17 protein-coding genes and 1 tRNA gene are annotated in these 17,395 nt (G+C 60.6%); 11 read left to right on the top strand and 7 right to left on the bottom strand.

Features of this window, described 5'->3' with window-relative positions; translation table 11 throughout:
* Window positions 1-82, bottom strand: a tRNA-Tyr gene (locus AB5Y93_RS03620).
* A gap of 126 nt (window positions 83-208) precedes the next feature.
* Here AB5Y93_RS03620 and AB5Y93_RS03615 point away from each other — a divergent pair.
* Window positions 209-721, top strand: a complete 513-nt coding sequence (locus AB5Y93_RS03615; RefSeq protein WP_219596773.1) for a VC2046/SO_2500 family protein — start codon at window positions 209-211, stop codon at window positions 719-721.
* Between the two features lie 63 nt (window positions 722-784).
* Here the strand turns inward: AB5Y93_RS03615 and raiA are convergent, their stop codons facing one another.
* On the bottom strand, window positions 785-1,117 hold the full coding sequence (gene raiA / locus AB5Y93_RS03610; protein ID WP_010674126.1) for a ribosome-associated translation inhibitor RaiA: 333 nt from the start codon (window positions 1,115-1,117) through the stop codon (window positions 785-787).
* 392 nt (window positions 1,118-1,509) lie between these two features.
* On the opposite strand from raiA, the gene AB5Y93_RS03605 reads away from it, so the two are divergent.
* The 5 genes from AB5Y93_RS03605 (at window position 1,510) to yciA (ending at window position 8,802) form a co-directional block, all read left to right on the top strand.
* The gene (locus AB5Y93_RS03605) at window positions 1,510-4,029 is read left to right on the top strand and encodes a putative bifunctional diguanylate cyclase/phosphodiesterase (RefSeq protein WP_368228817.1); all 2,520 of its coding nucleotides are present in this window, start codon (window positions 1,510-1,512) and stop codon (window positions 4,027-4,029) included.
* Window positions 4,030-4,112: 83 nt separating this feature from the next.
* A complete protein-coding gene (locus AB5Y93_RS03600; protein ID WP_368228818.1) occupies window positions 4,113-6,029 on the top strand; it encodes a transglycosylase SLT domain-containing protein in 1,917 nt (638 codons plus the stop codon).
* A gap of 177 nt (window positions 6,030-6,206) precedes the next feature.
* Window positions 6,207-7,205, top strand: coding sequence for a LacI family DNA-binding transcriptional regulator (locus AB5Y93_RS03595; RefSeq protein WP_039038828.1), 999 nt, complete (start codon window positions 6,207-6,209; stop codon window positions 7,203-7,205).
* A gap of 246 nt (window positions 7,206-7,451) precedes the next feature.
* On the top strand, window positions 7,452-8,264 hold the full coding sequence (locus AB5Y93_RS03590; RefSeq protein WP_368228816.1) for an NAD-dependent epimerase/dehydratase family protein: 813 nt from the start codon (window positions 7,452-7,454) through the stop codon (window positions 8,262-8,264).
* Between the two features lie 139 nt (window positions 8,265-8,403).
* Window positions 8,404-8,802 carry an acyl-CoA thioester hydrolase YciA gene (gene yciA / locus AB5Y93_RS03585; RefSeq protein WP_029314261.1) on the top strand — a complete coding sequence of 133 codons (399 nt, stop codon included), beginning with the start codon at window positions 8,404-8,406 and terminating at the stop codon, window positions 8,800-8,802.
* A 6-nt stretch (window positions 8,803-8,808) separates the two neighbouring features.
* Here the strand turns inward: yciA and AB5Y93_RS03580 are convergent, their stop codons facing one another.
* Window positions 8,809-9,033, bottom strand: coding sequence for a hypothetical protein (locus AB5Y93_RS03580; RefSeq protein ID WP_010674132.1), 225 nt, complete (start codon window positions 9,031-9,033; stop codon window positions 8,809-8,811).
* A gap of 111 nt (window positions 9,034-9,144) precedes the next feature.
* Between AB5Y93_RS03580 and AB5Y93_RS03575 the strand changes: the two genes are divergently transcribed.
* Window positions 9,145-9,990, top strand: coding sequence for an endonuclease/exonuclease/phosphatase family protein (locus AB5Y93_RS03575; RefSeq protein WP_029314263.1), 846 nt, complete (start codon window positions 9,145-9,147; stop codon window positions 9,988-9,990).
* A 95-nt stretch (window positions 9,991-10,085) separates the two neighbouring features.
* Here AB5Y93_RS03575 and AB5Y93_RS03570 read toward each other — a convergent pair whose 3' ends face one another.
* Entirely contained in the window at window positions 10,086-11,408 is a 1,323-nt protein-coding gene (locus AB5Y93_RS03570; protein ID WP_223302529.1) for a LysM peptidoglycan-binding domain-containing protein, read from the bottom strand.
* On the opposite strand from AB5Y93_RS03570, the gene AB5Y93_RS03565 reads away from it, so the two are divergent.
* Window positions 11,337-11,609: a hypothetical protein gene (locus AB5Y93_RS03565; protein WP_010674135.1), complete on the top strand. Its 273-nt coding sequence runs from the start codon at window positions 11,337-11,339 to the stop codon at window positions 11,607-11,609. The two genes, AB5Y93_RS03570 and AB5Y93_RS03565, sit on opposite strands and share 72 nt — an antisense overlap.
* A gap of 87 nt (window positions 11,610-11,696) precedes the next feature.
* On the opposite strand, the gene gloB is transcribed toward AB5Y93_RS03565, so the two are convergent.
* Window positions 11,697-12,461: a hydroxyacylglutathione hydrolase gene (gloB, locus tag AB5Y93_RS03560; protein WP_039038832.1), complete on the bottom strand. Its 765-nt coding sequence runs from the start codon at window positions 12,459-12,461 to the stop codon at window positions 11,697-11,699.
* A gap of 78 nt (window positions 12,462-12,539) precedes the next feature.
* On the opposite strand from gloB, the gene AB5Y93_RS03555 reads away from it, so the two are divergent.
* Complete coding sequence (locus tag AB5Y93_RS03555) at window positions 12,540-13,262, top strand: class I SAM-dependent methyltransferase (RefSeq protein WP_010674137.1); 723 nt, start codon at window positions 12,540-12,542, stop codon at window positions 13,260-13,262.
* Between the two features lie 6 nt (window positions 13,263-13,268).
* Here AB5Y93_RS03555 and rnhA read toward each other — a convergent pair whose 3' ends face one another.
* On the bottom strand, window positions 13,269-13,733 hold the full coding sequence (gene rnhA, locus AB5Y93_RS03550) for a ribonuclease HI (protein WP_010674138.1): 465 nt from the start codon (window positions 13,731-13,733) through the stop codon (window positions 13,269-13,271).
* A 75-nt stretch (window positions 13,734-13,808) separates the two neighbouring features.
* Between rnhA and dnaQ the strand changes: the two genes are divergently transcribed.
* Together dnaQ and AB5Y93_RS03540 are read left to right on the top strand one after the other, a co-directional pair.
* On the top strand, window positions 13,809-14,543 hold the full coding sequence (dnaQ, locus tag AB5Y93_RS03545) for a DNA polymerase III subunit epsilon (protein ID WP_041212726.1): 735 nt from the start codon (window positions 13,809-13,811) through the stop codon (window positions 14,541-14,543).
* Window positions 14,540-15,790, top strand: a complete 1,251-nt coding sequence (locus tag AB5Y93_RS03540) for a TIGR03503 family protein (RefSeq protein WP_213319702.1) — start codon at window positions 14,540-14,542, stop codon at window positions 15,788-15,790. Before dnaQ ends, AB5Y93_RS03540 begins: the two co-directional genes overlap by 4 nt.
* A 75-nt stretch (window positions 15,791-15,865) precedes the next feature.
* Here the strand turns inward: AB5Y93_RS03540 and AB5Y93_RS03535 are convergent, their stop codons facing one another.
* The gene (locus tag AB5Y93_RS03535) at window positions 15,866-17,383 is read right to left on the bottom strand and encodes an HD domain-containing phosphohydrolase (RefSeq protein ID WP_039038835.1); all 1,518 of its coding nucleotides are present in this window, start codon (window positions 17,381-17,383) and stop codon (window positions 15,866-15,868) included.
* Window positions 17,384-17,395 lie beyond the last annotated feature (12 nt).

The following is a 17,395-nucleotide window of genomic DNA, read 5'->3' as shown; positions in this document are numbered from 1 at the left end:
TGGAGGGAGAAGGATTCGAACCTTCGAAGGCAGAGCCGTCAGATTTACAGTCTGATCCCTTTGGCCGCTCGGGAACCCCTCCCCAAGTGCGAGGCGCATACTAACAGATCTGTCGCGCTTGTGAACCCCTCTGCCGGGATTTTTAATGCTTAAAGGATCGGGTTGATGGCCGATAAGCAATGAAACCTTCATTTCCAAGATTTATCTTATGCTGCCCAGTGCGATTCGTGACCGCTTGCTCGTGGATGAGGCCCAGTTGGGCCAACGGCTCAACCAGGATCTCCGTGCGGGGGACCGTGCCGACTTCAGGCTGCATCTGGCGCTGCTGACCGATGCGGTGGAAGAACAGCCCTGGTTTGATGCCCCGCCCAAGCCTGCGTCGGGTGAGCTGGATTGGCGCTCCCGTTTCGGTCTGATGCCCCGGGCGTCCCTGCAAGGCGGGGTGGAAGAGATCGATGCCACCAGCCTCAACGAGCGTCTGCAACAAGGCGGGTGCATGACGGATGTGAGACTCTGGCTGGCGCTGCGCTCCCCGCCACTGGTGAGCCGAACGCCCGCGCTGGATCCCGCGGTGTATGACAACCTCTCGGCACTGGGCCGCGAGCGCTGGCAGGCCCGCCCTATGGGCGCTGACCCCAGGGAGGAGGCTCCGCTGATGATGCTGCCGCTGCTCGATGAGCTTGCGCAAGGGGTGGATGCCAGGCTGCGCTGGCTGGGGTGACGGCACGGTAGAATGCAAAAAGGCGGGATAACCCGCCTTTTGCTTTATGAGTGGTGAACCTTGTCAGGCGTCTGCTTCGTCCGGTTGGGGCACTTCCTTGCCGGCGGCACGACGGGCGATGGGTTTTTCCGTGTGACGGTTGAGCTGGCGTTCCAGCTTCTGGCCCAGGTCCGTGATGGCAGCATAGAGATCCTCGTGCTCTGCCTGCGCAAACAGTTTGCCGTTGGGAATGCCGATAGTGGCTTCGACGATATACATCAAACGCTCTTTGGAGATGATCACATGGGGTGTGATAAGAGGCACCTGAAGACGCTCGAGCTTTTCAAAACGGGATTCAATGCGCTCGCGGATGGCTGGGGTGATGTCGATGATTTTACTGGTCATTTCGATTTTCATAATGGCCCCCTTCGGGTCGTCTTGCTTGTGTCTTCACCTCCAGATTACCCATGTTGCCAAATCAAAATGTGATCTGCGTCACGAAAAATCCCCTTGGGAATCCCGCTGTCCATAAATTGTGAGCTTTTCCCGTTTCATGCCAAAAACCGCTTGAGCTCAGTGAAACAGGCAGGCAGTATCAGCAAATAGGATCGTTTCTGTCCCCCCTCGGCAGCGCCTTGTGTCGACCCGATGTTTGGTTTTTGCCGCATAGTCTCGAATTTTCTCCACCCACATCGCCTCATCGCATCGCAAAATCATTGCCATGCGCCGGTGGAGATATGCGCGCAAACGGATATGCTTTTCTGCAGGAGTCGGGGTGGATAACGTGGTTGTAGTGGTTGGAGTCGTAGATGAAGCAGCAAGCCACCCAGATGATGTGGTTTTATGATCGGCAGCATGGGCAATGGAGCCTGTCTGATCATGTCTCTTGTGAACCCTGGGCAGGGGAGGGAGCCCACCCCTGGGCCACCCAACTTGAGCGGGAAGATGAAGCGGGTTTCGCCGATTTTCTTGCAAGACTCCACGATTCCTGCCAGCCAGGCCAGTTCATCGGTCACCTGCGCGATGAGGACGGCAAGGTACACCATGCGCTCTGGTACGGTCAGTATGTGCCTGCACAGGGGCTCTGTTGTGGCTGGCTTGCCCCCCTCGAAATGATGCATCGCGAGATGGATCGCGCCGACTCCCCCGCAGGCGTGACACCGCCGCTTCCCATGTTGCAGGCCCCCTTGCTGGCCAAGCTGGCGCAGGCGCTCTCCGCCAAGACGGGGCTCGATTTTTGCCAGACCCTGGTCAACGAGCTGGCCCATATCCTGGGAGCCACTGCCGTCTGGCTGACGGAGCGGGTCGGTCTCGACAGGCTCAGGGTGCTGGCGAGCCACGGCATCGACGTCAAGGAGTATGCCCTCTGTGACATGCCCTGCCAGCAGCTCTATCGCCAGGGGGCCTCCAGCGCGGTCCCCGTGAGTGAACCCCTGACCGGGTATCCCGACCTGCCCCCGGGCCAGCACTATTACGCCCAGCCGCTGCTCGATCGCAACGGTCAGATCCTGGGCCATCTCGCCCTGCTGTTCCCAAGCCAGACCCGGACCACGGATCTGGACTCTGTCCTGACCATCTTCTCGGTGCGCATGGTGGCCGAGTTGGAGCGCCTGCAAAGTGATGCCCTGATGCGGCTGTCTGCGGTGGCCTTTGAAACTCACGAAGGGATCATCATCACGGATCCCGAGTTCAAGATCCTGCGGGTCAATTACGCCTTCAGCCAGATCACCGGCTTTGACAACCAGGGGGTGATTGGTTTGCATCTTGGCAACGATCTCTGGTCGGGGTTGGGAGGGCTGGGTTACGAGCTCAACGCCCTGGATCGCTGGCAGGGGGAAACCCTGCGCCTGCACGCCGACGGTCACGCCTATCCCCAGTGGGAGATCGTCACGCCGGTGCAGGATGAGAAGGGGGGGATCAGCCACTATGTCATCTTCTTCGAGGATATTTCCGAGCGCAAGGCGGCGGAGCGCCGCATTCAGGATCTCGCCTTCTATGACGAGCTGACCGGCCTGCCCAATCGTCGTCAGCTGCACGAGACCCTGACCCAGGCGTTCACCGATGCAAATCGCAGTCACCTCATCGGGGCCCTGCTGTTCATCGATCTCGACCACTTCAAGACCATCAATGATTCCCTGGGTCACGCCACCGGCGACTGGCTGCTCAAGGAGGTGGCCAGCCGTCTCAAGCGGCTGGTGCGCCAGGGGGATTGTCTGGCCCGTCTCGGCGGCGACGAGTTCGTGTTGTTGCTGCCAGCGCTCTCCATCAGCCCTCCCCAGGCGGAGATGCAGGCCGACCTCATCGCGGAGCGGCTCATCGGGGAGATCGCCGCCCCCTATGATTTCAGAGGCCAGGTGCTGCACATCGGCGCCAGTGTCGGCATCACCCTCTTTCCCGGTCGGGAGCAGGAGGCGGGGGATCTGCTCAAGCAGGCTGACACCGCGATGTATCAGGCGAAATCGGCGGGCCGCAAGACCCGGCGCTTCTTTGATGCCTCCATGCAGTTGCAGGCCGACCGGCGTCTGCACATTCACAACGAGCTGCGCAGTGCCCTCGATAATGGGGAGTTGACTCTCCACTACCAGCCCCAGCACATGGTGGCGGGGGGGGAGATCATCGGTGTTGAGGCGCTGATCCGCTGGCAACCCCCCGGGCGTGCCCTGGTGTCGCCTGCCGAGTTCATCCCCATTGCCGAGGAGACTGATCTCATTGTCGACATCGGCAACTGGGTATTGCACGAAGCCTGTACCCAGTACGTCTCCTGGGAGGAGAACGGGATCCACGTCCCCCAGCTCTCGGTCAACGTGAGCGCCAAACAGTTCCATGCTCCCGACTTCGTCGATCGCATTCACGATGTGCTGGCGGCCACCGGCATGGATCCCGCCTGCCTCAACCTGGAGATCACCGAGTCGGTGGTGCTGGGTCATGCGGAAGACACCATCAGCAAGATGGCGGAACTCAAGACCCTGGGCATCAGCTTTGCCATCGACGACTTCGGGGCGGGGTACTCTTCCCTGAGCTACCTCAAGCGGCTGCCGGCGGACGAGCTCAAGATCGACCGCTCTTTCATCCAGGATATTCCCAAGGATGGTGACAACATGGCTATCGTCGAGGCCGTGATCGCCATGGCCCGCCACATGGGGTTCAACGTGACGGCGGAGGGAGTGGAGTCCCGCCAGCAACTGGAGTTTCTGCAGGCGCAGGGCTGCCATTTCTTCCAGGGATACCTCGCCTCCAAGCCGCTCCCTGTTCCCTACCTTGAACGCTATGTCAGCCGCCAGGTACGCGGTGATCGCCCCGTCTGCACCGATAAAAATAGTGTGGCGTAGCCCCCGTGCTTAGCGGGTAGAATGAAGGTATGTCACCACCGCACTTTGGCGGTGGTTATGCCTTCAAGGGGAGAATGCCATTCGTGAAAGTCGTGCAGGGAATTATCTTGTCTGCGCTCTGGATGCCGGGGCTGTTGGCTCCTGCCTTCGCGCAGACCATGGAGCAGTCTCTCTATCGCCAGGCCCATGAGGCCGTGCGTGCCAATGATCAGGTCAAATTCAGCCAGCTTCGGGCACGCCTGATCCACTATCCGCTGCTGCCCTATCTGGATTACTACCAGCTTGCGTTCCGTCCCGGGGCGGCAGACTACAACGATGTGACCCGCTTCATCCGCCAGCACGGGGACACCCCCCAGTCCAACCGGCTCGAGCGCAGCTATCTCACCTATCTTGCCCAGAGCCAGCAGTGGTCCCAGTTCCTGCGTTTCTATCCGGCCAAGCCAAGCTCCACCGACCTGCTCTGTCAGCACTATCAGGCCCGCTACTACACGGGGCACAAGAGTGAAGCCCTGCAGGAGGCAGGCAAGCTCTGGTTGAGCGGTCAATCCAGGCCCGATGCCTGCGATCCCCTGTTCCAGCTCTGGCAGCAGGCAGGTCTGCGCACTCAGGAGAAGATCTGGGAGCGCATGAACCTGGCTTTCGAGGCCCAGAACCCCAACCTCATTCGCCACCTCGGGGCCCAGCTCGGCAGCGGCATGAAGGGGTATGGCGATCAGATGATCGCCCTGTATGACCAACCCGTGCGGGCGATGAATCCGGCCAACTTCACGGCGGCGCCCCCGTCGCGGCATCTGCTCTCCCTGGGGCTGGCCCGCTACGCCAATCAGGAGCCCGACGCGGTTCTGCGCCAGCTGGGGGAAATGACCCGTCGATTCGGCCTGAACCATGCCGAGGTGAGTCGGGTGGAGAAGGCGGCCGCCCGCCGCCTGTTGCTGGACCGATCTTCTGAGCAGCGCGCCTGGCTGGATACGGCTCTGGTGCGGCTCAAGGATCCGGAGCTGGTGGAGCTGCGGGCCCGTCTTGCCATCTGGGAGCAGGATTGGCGCGGCCTCGAAGGCTGGGTCAAGCGGATGCCCATGGGGCTGCAAAAAGAGGATCGCTGGCGTTACTGGATGGCGCGCTCGCTGGAGAAACAGGGGCGGCAGAAACCGGCGCGGGACCTCTATCTCGAGACTGCAAACCTGCGCGGCTTCTACGGCTTCATGGCGGCCCAGCGCACCGGTGTGCCCTATCGCATGAAGAACCAGAGCGTGGCGCACAAGGTGCCGGACTGGCAAAGTGCCAGCCGCCGCTGGCCCTTCCTGCTGCGGGTGCGTGAACTGCTGGCGATGAACGAGATCACGGCGGCCCGCTCTGAGTGGATCCACAACATGGATCGCAACAGCGTGGCCCAGCGCCTGGAGTTTGGCCACATCGCCCTCAACCAGGGCTGGCACGAGCTGGCGATCCTCTCCAGCATCCGTGCCGAGGCTTGGGATGCGCTGGACCTGCGCTTCCCGCTGCCCCTCAAGCGCACCTTCTCCCAGATGGCACAAGAGCGTACCATGAACACCAGTCTGCTCTACGCCATCTCCCGTCAGGAGAGCGCACTCTATCCCTTGGCCCAGTCACCGGTCGGGGCGCGGGGGTTGATGCAGCTGATGCCTGCCACTGCGAAAGAGACGGCCGGCAAGCTTGGGGTGCCCTATCGCAACGAGCAGCAACTGTTCGACCCGGCCATGAACATTCGTCTTGGCAGCGCCTACCTCAAGCGCCTGCTGGATGTGTATGACGGCAACCGGATCCTGGCGGCGGCGGCTTACAATGCGGGTCCTGGCCGGGTCAAGCGCTGGCGCGAGCAGAGCGACAACAAGCCGATGGATGTCTGGGTGGAGAGCATCCCCTATCGGGAGACGCGCAACTATGTCCAGAACGTGCTCTCTTTCGATCTCATCTATCAACACAAGCTGCAGCAGCCCTTGCGTTTCATGTCGGAACGCGAGCTGAATCACGCCTATTGAGTTCGGGGGCAGTCGTTGTCGCGGCTGCCTCCCATTCTTGCCCCAGAATGGTTATCATCCCTTAAGCTTTGTTACAAAAGGAAACCTGCCAGGTGATCGGGCGCCGCGTCTTGGTCTGTCAGGTTCGATACAATGCCCGATCATCACTGACAGGCTTTTCCAACAAAGGAATCGAGAGTGGCAACGATCAAAGATGTGTCTCAGCTGGCGAATGTCTCCATTTCGACAGTGTCTCGAGTGATCAACAACACGGCGCAGGTGGCGCCCGAGAAGCGCGAGGCTGTCCTCGCGGCCATGAAGGAGCTCAGCTTTCGTCCAAACAGCTTCGCCCAGGCCCTGGTGAGCAAACGCTCCAACTGTATCGGTGTGCTGGTGGGGGATCTGTGTGGCGGCCCCTTCTTCGCCCAGATGATGCGCGGCATCGAAAGCATGGTCGACAAGGCGAACAAGTTCACCATCGTGGTGTCCGGCAACCACGACGCGACCCGTGAGCGGCACGCCATCCAGGCGCTGCTGCAGCGCCAGTGCGATGCCCTGATCCTGCACAGCAAGGCGCTACCTGACGAAGAGCTCAGCGAGCTGGCGTCGGGCACGACCCCCATCGTCTTCATCAACCGTCAGGTGCCAGGCTGCGAGGATCGCTGCGTCTGGCTGGACAACCAGGCCGGCATCACCACGGCTTGCCAGCATCTGCTGGACGCGGGACATCGCAAGATTGCCTTCGTCACCTCCGATGACGAGGAGTTTGTGGATGGTCAGCAGCGGATGGCCGGCTATCGCTTCGCCCTGCAACGGGCAGGTATCGAGCTGGATCCTGCCCTCATCGGCCGTGCCTATGCCGATGAAAAAGGTGGCTATGTGGCCATGAGCGAGCTGCTGGCGCGCGGCGTCGAGTTCAGCGCTGTGCTTGGTTTCAACGATGCCATGGTGGCGGGGGCCATCTCCTGTCTGCTGGAGCGGGGTTACAAAATCCCCCAGCAGGTCTCTGTGGTCGGTTTTGATGACATCCCCTATGCCCGATACATCTATCCCAAGCTCACCACGGTACGTTACCCCATCGAGGAGATGGGAGAGCGGGCCGCTGAGCTGGCCCTGAGGCTGCTGGATCACAAGCCGGTAGAGGGGCTGGCGCTCAAATTCGAAGCCGAACTGGTACGGCGGGAATCTGTGGCCTGAGTCATGAAGTTGGCCCCGTGCGGGTCGACTTTTTTGTAAAACAGTGAAAGCGCTTTCAGAAATCCTTTTCAACTGTGATCCGCTTCAAAGCTTTTTGACCGCGCTGCCACTAGGATAGGCCCACGAATTAGGAGCGTGCGCTCCCGATTTTCCCGCTGTGGGAGGTAACCGGTTAATCCGGCTATTTCCTTCGTTACTTTCGACGGTCATCATTGGATGGCCGTTTTTTTTTGTCAGGATCCGGGTATGACGAACGAATTTGAGTATCAGACGGGTATCGTGGGCGCCGGCTGGCTGGGGTTGCCCCTGGCCAGGGCATTGCAAGAGCAGGGGCAATCTGTCGCGGTGACGGTCAGTACGGCCGAAAAGGCTGAACGGCTGCAGGGGGAGGGTATTGCCGCCTGGCCGCTGTTGCTTACCCCTGACATGGGATCACTGCCTTTTCGCTGTCATGACCTGGTGATCTGTGTGCCCCCCAGCAAGACCGGTGATTACCCGGCGTCCGTGGCCAGCCTGTGCCGACAGGCGAGGGAGGCGGGTGTTCAGAGGGTTCTGTTTATCAGCGCGACTTCGGTCTGGGGGGCCGGACAGGGGGAGGAGGATACGCCCGCTCCAGCCCATGACAGAGGCTCGCGGATGCGGGCGGCCGAGCTTGCCGTACTGGAAGGGCATGTTGACTGCGCCATGATCTTGCGCCCGGCCGGACTCTATGGTCCTGACCGTCACCCCGGCCGTTTTCTGGCGGGCAAGACGCTGGCCGGGGGAGGCCAGGCTGTGAACCTGGTGCATCTGGACGACGTGGTGGCCGCCTGTGAGCTGATGCTGGCCCGGGGGCAGGATGGGGATGCCTACAATCTGAGTGCCCCCGTTCACCCGCGCCGGGAGCAGCTCTACCCCTTCGCGAGCCGCCTGCTCGGGCTGGTGCCGCCGCAGTTCGTCGAGCCGACGGGGGAGTTTGCTCCCATCGAAGGTCAGCGCATCTGCCAGCAGCTTGGTTTCGTCTATCGCTGGCCGGATCCGGCCCACTGGTTTGCGGACGGGGCGGCCTTGAAGGGTTGAACGGGTCGTCGCCATCCGGGCCCCGGAGTCGGTCATCTGGCGTGCAAACCAGATACGGCGCGCGCTTCGGGACAATTGAGGTTTGCCAAGGGGGGGATCGCCCCCTATCATGCCGCCATCCATGATAAAGAGAGCGGTAATGATGGAAGAGACCAAGCGCCACCCCGATGGGGAGCTGTTGCTGAGAACCCTGGCAATGCCAGCCGATACCAACCCCAATGGCGATATCTTCGGCGGGTGGATCATGTCCCAGATGGATATAGGTGGGGGCATCATGGCCAAGGAGCTGGCAAAAGGGCGCATCTGTACCGTCTCGGTGGAGGGGATGACCTTCCACAGCCCGGTCAAGGTGGGTGACGTGGTGTGCTGTTACGGTCGCTGCCTCAAGATTGGTCGCAGCTCCATGCGACTCAAGCTGGAGGTCTGGGTCAAGCCGGTATTGCGGGAGAACGAAGCCCAGCGGTACTGCGTGACCGAGGGCGTCTTCACCTATGTGGCCATCGACGATCAGGGCAAATCCCGCCCCGTCCCGGTCTGAGTCTGCTCAGATGAGCCGGGCATTGATGATGGATATTTCCTGCTCAAGCCCGGTTTTTTGCCGTATCATGCGCTCCAGCATCTCTTCCGACCCCACGCACTGCCGGGTGTCGAACAGACAGAGATCACATTGGGGATCCCGCCTGATTTGATAGACGGTGGAAAGCTCCACTTGATGACAGGTTCCCTGTTGATCGTAAAATGTCACGCGGTACTGGTGCTGTCTCGCCATCGTTGAATTCCTTCTGGATGAGTCGGGCCGGACACGAATAATGAGACTAGTCGGCGACCGTGGCCTGTGTGAGGGCCATGTCGTCTTGCAGAGGCAGGTGATTGTTAGCCAATGAAAAATAGTTATCGGATTCTGGGAACGTCCCTGCTGACGTTGGGGCTGGTCGGTTGCTTCGAGGTACCGGATCAAGATCATCTGGTGACTGCGGCAGGTATCATACCTGGCGCAAGCTGTGACAGACCACCTCTGGTGGCGCTCGCCTCCACGGCCTTGCCGAGGGAGTTTGGCATCACCGTCTGGAACCTCTACAAGGGACAACGCAAGAACTGGCGGGAAGGGCTGGATGAGTATGCCAAGTCCCAGGATCTGGTGCTGCTGCAAGAGTCGGCGACCCGGCCCGAGATGCTGGACTGGCTGAAGAGAGGCGATTTCCAGTGGCAGCAGTTGCAGGCCTTCACCCAGGGAGGTGTCTCCTTTGGCGTGATGACAGTGGCGAAAACGCCGCAGGCGTTTGTCTGTGGCGTCCGTTCCCCCGAACCCCTGCTGCGCATCCCCAAGTCAGGTCTGGTCAGTCTCTATCCCTTGCAGGGGGATCCTGACGGCGTGCTGGTGGTGAATCTCCATGCGGTCAATTTCGAACTGGGCATGGCGACCTTCCGCGAGCAGCTCAACGATCTGACTGCGTTGATCCATCGCCACCAGGGGCCGGTCATCCTGGGCGGCGATTTCAATACCTGGAGCGACAAGCGCGCGTTCTGGTTGAACAAGCTGGTGGGCGAGCTTGGCCTGCAGGAGGCCATACCTGTGCCTGATCTGCGTCGCACCGCTTTTGGCCGCCCGCTGGATCACCTCTACTATCGCAATCTGGATCTGGTGGAAGTGAGTTCACCGGCTACCGATGCCTCTGACCACAACCCCATTCTGGCGCGCTTTGCGGCCCAGGCCATCACTCCCTGAGTCATCCTTCAGGGGAGAGCGGCGTCGCCGCTGGTTCATGCAGACAAAAAAATACCCCGCATCAAGCGGGGTATTTTTTGGATTGCGACGAGCGATCAGCTGTTGTTCTTCACGAACAGAGTCAACTCCTGACCCGGCTTGAGATAGTCACTCTTGCCGAGCTGGTTCCAGCGCATCACATCGTTGACGGCGACCTGGAAGCGGGCTGCGATGGAGGAGAGGGAATCACCGCGGCGCACCTGATAGACCATGGACTTGTTGCTGCTCTTGCCCTGCTTGGGCCAGACCACCAGCTTCATGCCTGGCTTGAGGGCTGATTTGGCGTTCAGGCCGTTCCACTTGGCCAGGTCGGCGTGGGTGACCCCGTGTGCCTGGCTGATGCTCCACAGGTTGTCACCGGAGCGCACCTGATAGTTCACCTTGCCACCACTGCGGCTGGCGAGCTGCTGCGGCTTGCTCTGGGCAACCTGGGTTGCGCGCCCGCCATTGGGGATGATCAGGCTCTGGCCACGGCGCAGGTTGTTGCCACGCATGTTGTTGGCCAGCTTGAGCTGTTGCACGGTCACCCCGTGATTCTGGGCGATCCGTGACAGCGTATCACCACTGGTGACCTGATAGGAGCGCACGCCACGGGTACGTTCACGCTGGGGCAGATCGGCCAGGGCCAGCTCCAGAGTGTCGGCGTACTCGACGGGGACCAGCAGGTTGTAAGGGCCCTGCGGCGAGGTCATGCCACGCTTGAGCGCAGGATTGAGCGCCTTGAGCTGGGAGGCGGAAACGCCAGCCAGCTGGGCGGCCACGTTCAAATCAATCTGGCCACCGGTATTGATGGTTCGCAATTGCGGCTTGTTGGCCAGCACCGGCAGGGTGACATTGTATTTGTCCGCATTGCGGATCATGTCGGCCATGGCCAGGATCTTGGGCACATACATCCGGGTTTCGCGGGGCAGGTCCAGCGACCAGTAGTCGGTCGGACGACCAGCCCGTTCGTTGCGGGTGATGGCGTTGCGCACCCGACCTTCACCGGCATTGTAAGCGGCCAGGGTCTGCAGCCAGTCACCGTCGAAGAACCGGTTCAGGTACTCCAGGTAATCCAGTGCGGCATTGGTGGATGCAAGGACATCGCGTCGACCGTCGTACCAGTTGTCGTGGCGCAGGCCGAAATTCTTGCCGGTTGCAGGAACGAACTGCCAAAGACCGACAGCATTGCTGCGGGAGCGGGCATTGGGATCGAACATGCTCTCGATCATGGGGATGGTAATAAGCTCCATTGGCAGCTCACGCCGTTCGATTTCCTCTACCATCAGATACAGGTAGGGCTCAGCCCGGCTGGCAATGGTCGCCATATGCTTATCATTGCGCAACAACCAATCACGCTGTTGGCGAACCCGGGCATTATCGTGCGAGTCCAGCTGCATATCATCGCTGATACGCACCCACAGGTTATCAGTGTCATCCAGCTCTTCTATCTGTTCGTCGCCGAACAGCATCCGCGAAGAGTGTTTTTTGTACGTTTTCTTGCTGACTTGGGGGGATTTGATCGGCTCGATTGCCGTTACCGCCCGGTCATCCTGATGGCTCAGGTTTTGACAGCCGCTGAGAAACAGCGCTGCCAATAAGGCCGTTCGTAGCTTCATCTCGCTCAGGTCATCTGTGGAAAAACAGCTCGCATCATAAGGGGCAATGCCCCCCTGATCAAGGTTTGTTCAAAAAACGTCCTTCCACGCCCGCAGAACAGCGAAGGTATCCTCTGGATTTTCCAAGCATTTAAGGGCGTATTTCTCAGCAGAAAATTTTACCGAGTCCTGCTCGCAGCGCAGAAAAACATTGAAATTCCGCTCATCTCCCAGCCGGGAGGGGAGACTCGGGAGGCCCTGCTGACGCAGTTTGCTGATCACGCCGATCTGCCGCTGGATCGCCAGGTTGTCGGGCTCGACCGCATGGGCGAAACGCAGGTTGGAGAGCGTGTATTCATGGGCACAATAAAGGAGGGTCTCATCGGGCAGTGCCGCGAGCCGTTGCAGGGAAGTGTGCATCTGTGCCGGGGTCCCTTCGAACAGACGGCCGCAACCGGCGCTGAAGAGGGTATCGCCACAAAACAGCATGCCCTGGCCGTAATAGGCGATGTGCCCCAGGGTATGACCGGGCACATGGAGGACATCCAGACTCAGGCCATGCCAGTTGATTTGATCCCCATCGTCGAGCCACTGGCCGTGATGGTCCGGCATGGGGTCATGCTTGGGGCCATAGAGACGAGCGTGGGGGAAGTGTTGCAGCAACTCGGATACGCCCCCGACGTGATCGCGGTGGTGATGGGTCAGGAGGATGGCATCCAGCACCAGATCCAGCGCAGCCAGCCGTTCCAGCACGGGAGCGGCCTCGCCCGGATCGACGACCAGGCAGTGATTTTCATGACGGATCAACCAGATGTAGTTGTCGCTGAAGGCGGGAACTGTGATGACGGTATACATGGGTCGAGGTCTCTTGTGTTCTCTTTAAGGAAGGGATCTTATATAACTGGATGGCATTCGCCCCGAGTTGGTCCCATTATGCAACTGGCACGTACCGAACAACAGATCGCGCTTCCGACCAGTTGGTCCGCACTGCCCATGGGGGACTGGGTGGCCGCCGAGCTTCAGGAGCGCCTCGACAACTGGTGCCCCCACCTCTTTGGCTATCATTTGCTCAAGATAGGTGCCCTGAGCGCCGAACTCTCCTGCGGCTGTTCCACCATTCGTCATCAAATCGGTGTCGCCCCCGGCGGACGGCTGCTGGACATCCAGGGGGATCCGCTCGCCTTGCCGGTGCGATCGGGGAGCGTGGATGCCTGCCTGCTGGCTCACTGCCTCGATTTCTCGCCGGATCCTCATCAGGTGCTGCGGGAGGCAGAACGGGTGCTGACCGACGATGGCTGGCTCATTGTCAGCGGTTACAACCCGCTCAGCCTGGTGGGGCTGGGTCATTATCTGCCCTTCATGCGGCGGCATCTGCCTTGGTCTGCCCGCATGTTCACGCCCGCACGGGTGACCGACTGGCTGCAACTGCTCGGCTGTGAGGTGATGTTCGACGAGCGGTTCGGTTTCTCCTTCATGGGCAGGCAGAGCAAGATCGGCTGGTGGCGGGAGAGTCTGGGGCGGGACTATTGCCGCTCCCTGGCGTCTGTTTACGTGATTGCCGCCCGCAAGCGGCGTTTCCCCGTGACACCGGTACGTCGCCGCTGGCGGCTGCCGGAGTCGATGGCCGCGCCAGGAATGGCGCGCCAGGGCGGCTAGCGGGCATCAGGGCTGGTAGCCGCTGTCTTCGGCAAGCTGCTTGCCGCTGGCGGCCTCACGGGCAAGCTCGTCACAGCGTTCGTTTTCCGGGTGGCCCGAGTGTCCTTTCACCCAGAGCCATTCGATCTGGTGACGGGCCACTTCCGCATCAAGGGCCTGCCAGAGATCGACGTTCTTGACCGGCTGACGGTTGGCGGTCATCCAGCCCTTCTTCTTCCAGCCGATGATCCATTGGGTGATCCCCTGGCGCACATACTGGCTGTCGGTGGTGAGCCGCACCTGGCAGGGTTCGTTCAGGGTCCGCAGCCCCATGATGGCAGCCATCAGCTCCATCCGGTTATTGGTGGTCAATCGAAAACCGGCGGAGATCTCCTTGCGATGCTTGCCATAGACCATGACGGCACCATAGCCGCCGGGGCCCGGGTTGCCTAAGCAGGAGCCATCCGTGAATAAATCAATCTGTTTCAACATGAGCAATCAATCTGTTTTAGCGAGAGGCTTGGGGTAAACTAGCGAGTAAAACCGAAGTTTGACATGGATTTGATCATGAGCACACCCCAACTGAATCGCCAGATCATTCTGGATACCGAAACCACCGGCATGAACACCGCGGGCGGCCCTGTCTATCTTGGGCACCGCATCATCGAGATCGGCTGTGTGGAGGTGATCAACCGCAAACTCACCGGCAACCATTTCCACGTCTACATCAAGCCGGATCGGCTGGTGGACCCCGAGGCCATCGCCGTGCACGGCATCACGGATGCCTTCCTGGCGGACAAGCCCTCTTTTAGCCAGATAGCGGACGATTTCATCGAGTTCATTCGCGGCGCCGAGCTCATCGCCCACAACGCCCCCTTTGACGTGAGCTTCATGGACTATGAGTTCAGCAAGCTCGGTCTGAACTTCAAGACGGCGGATATCTGCGGCATCACGGATACCCTGGCGATGGCGCGGGATCTCTTCCCGGGCAAGCGCAACAACCTGGACGTATTGTGCGATCGCTACGGCATCGACAACTCTCACCGTACCCTGCACGGCGCCTTGCTTGATGCGGAGATCCTGGCGGACGTCTACCTCCTGATGACGGGTGGCCAGACCAAACTCAATCTGGCGAGCGAAACCAGCGAGAGTGAGACCAGCCAGGATACCGGCATTCGTCGTCTGGAGAGCAATCGCCCGCCGCTCAGGGTGGTGCGCGCGAGCGACGAGGTGGCGGCTGTCCATGAAGCGAGGCTGGATCTGGTACAGAAAAAAGGAGGTGCCTGCCTGTGGCGGCAATGAGATCGCTTTGGGGGCTGCTGCTGCTGGCCTCCCTCCCGGCCGCGGCCAACGAGGTGTTTGCGCCTTCCGACATTCCTCTGCTCGACAACCGCTTTCGCATCGATTACGGCGTGAAGGAGATCACCTTCATCATCAAGCGCAAGCCGGGGACGCCTTCGGTGATCCTGGTGCGGCCCGATGGCAGCAAGCTCTATGTGGGCAAGGTCAAGCCGCCCGACGTGGGCTGGTTGCCCCTCAAGGATCAGGATCTCATCACCATCCGCGACCCCATGCCCGGCCCCTGGCAGGCGATCGGAGAGGTGGACCCCGACAATCGGGTGCGCCTGCTCACCGACATCCAGGTCGAGAGCGAGCCGCTACCGGCCCGCCTCTATCAGGGTGAGCGTGTCAAACTGCAATCCCGTCTGCTGATCGATGGCGCGGCGCCTGGAGCGGGTTACTACCTCACCGATCTGGGCATGACCGTCAAGCTGCAGCAGTTCAACGATGCCAGCCAGAGCGGCGATCCCGTGTTCGAGGAGACCCTGGGACGCTACATGGATGATGGCAAGGGGGTGGACGAAGTGCCGGGGGACGGTATCTTGACCGCCGAGGCGGTACTGGACGTCCCTGCGGGAAAATACCGAGCCCTCTTCAGCACCGGCAATGAGGTCTTCTCACGAGCCCAGTCACAGCAGGTGCTGCTTTACCCCTGGCCGGTCAGCTATTCCCTGAATCCCCCCTCCGGGGAGGGGGGAGCCAAGCTCTCTCTGGTCATCGATGTGGATGAACTGGATCCAGCCTCCGTGGTCATCCAGGGCAAGGCCATCGACGGCGGCGGCAGTAGCATGACGTTCAACGAGGTGGCGACAGCGCCGCGTTTTGGCGTGGATCTCTCCGCCCTCAAGGCGGCAGGGCAGTACAAGGTGGAGGCCACCCTCTTTGGAACAACCCGGCTCGGTCGCGAGGTGCAACTGCAATTGCCGGCCAAGTCGTTCACCATAGCACCGCCTCCCCCCCCTCCCGCACCCTCTGCGGCCATGCCCGCATCCGCCGCCACCCCCGACCGGTTCGAGGAGCGGGAGAGTCCGGTCTGGCTGCCCTGGGCGCTGGGGGGAGGTGGCGTGTTGCTGCTCTTGCTGGGGGCGGGTGGTTTCATTCTGCTGCAAAAGCGCCGCACTCTGCACAAGGCGATGGCGGCGCAGAAGGCGCAACTTGAAGAGACGCCAGCAACCCCCAGACTGGATCTCAATCTGCCGGAGCAATAATTCCGCGCACATTGCAAAGAAGCCGCCCAATGGGCGGCTTCTTCATGGTCGCAAGTGGATGGGGTGAACCCGATATCAGTGAGCGCCGATATAGATGTCTTTGTACTGCTCGCGAATATCGAGGAACTTCTCCAGATTGGCCAGCATCAGGTCCACCAGGAGGGGGTCGAAGTGCTCTCCTTTCTCCTCCTTGATCAGCGCCAGCACCTGATCCAGCGGCCAGGCCTGCTTGTAGCAACGATCCGAGCCCAGGGCATCGAACACATCCGCCAGGGCGACGATGCGTCCTTCAAGCGGAATGTCCTCTCCCTTCAATCCGCGGGGATAGCCGCTGCCATTCCACTTCTCGTGATGGTTGCCCGCGATGGTGGCGCCTATCTGGAACAGGGCCAGGTCACTGCCGGAGAGCATGTCCTGCCCAAGCTGGGCGTGGGTTTTCATGATCTCCCACTCCTCGGGAGTGAGTTTGCCCGGTTTGTGCAAGATGGCGTCCGGGATCCCCACCTTGCCGATGTCGTGCAGGGGAGAGGCACGCTTGATGAGCTCGCACCTGTCCTCATTCATGCCGAGCAGCTTGCAGAACAATTCGGTGTAGAGGGCCACCCGCTTGACGTGCAAGCCGGACTCTTTCGAGCGGCTCTCCACCAGTTCGCCGATGCGATAGATGATCTCTCGCTGGTTGTCACCGATCACCTCGTTGAGCCGGATATTCTCCAGCGCCACTATGATGTTTTCGGTGAACAGGCTCAGCAGCCCGGTATCCATCTGGCTGAGCGGGCGAGTGGTCTCGATGTGGAACAGCAGGTGATGACGGGCATTCTGGCAATAGAGCACCATCTGGTTGCCATCGTAGACATTGGCTCCCTTGGCCATGGCACAGCGCAGTATTTCCGGCGCATCGACGAGGCGCAGCATGGGACCATCGCTGAGCAGAGGCTCGAGCACCTGATCCCGCACCTCATACGCCAGGTGCTTCACATCGTAAATCTGGGACTCTTCCAGATTGAGCAGGGCGCTGAGCTGGGTCTGGGCTCCTTCGACGAACTGGCGCAGGGCACGCTGCTCGAAGATCCCCTTGGACGCCTCAATGACCTTCTCCAGTCCCTGTCGATTGCTCTCAAGGGTTCGGATGTCCCGGTAAGAGCGCAGGCTGGCGCGCAGCAGGGTGCGCAGTTTCTGGGAGGTAAGCTCGGTCTTGTCCTTGTAGTCGTTGATATCGTAGTTGGTCACCACGTCATCTTCCGGGGCCTGACCGGGCTGACCGGTTCGCAGCACGATGCGCACCATCTTGTTTTGCAGCTCGTCGCGCACGAACTTGACCACCTCGAGACCGGCATGATCGACCTCCATGACGACGTCGAGCAGCAGCAGGGCGACATCCGGGGTGAGGGCGAGCAAGGCTTTGGCTTCAGCCGCAGAGTAGGCGTGCAGAAAATCGATCGGCTTGCCGTCGAATTCAAACTTGTTCAGGGTGATTTTGGTGATGCGATGCACTTCGGGTTCATCGTCCACTATCATCACCTTCCAGCCGGCGGGACGCGGTGCTGATTGGGGAAGATCTTCATCATCAATAATCAGGATTTGATCATCCATTATGCAATCCTG

The organism is Aeromonas sp. R10-1, from assembly GCF_040908465.1.
GTDB classification, from domain to species: Bacteria; Pseudomonadota; Gammaproteobacteria; order Enterobacterales; family Aeromonadaceae; genus Aeromonas; species Aeromonas caviae.
This window is presented reverse-complemented; position numbering and strand designations above follow the sequence as displayed.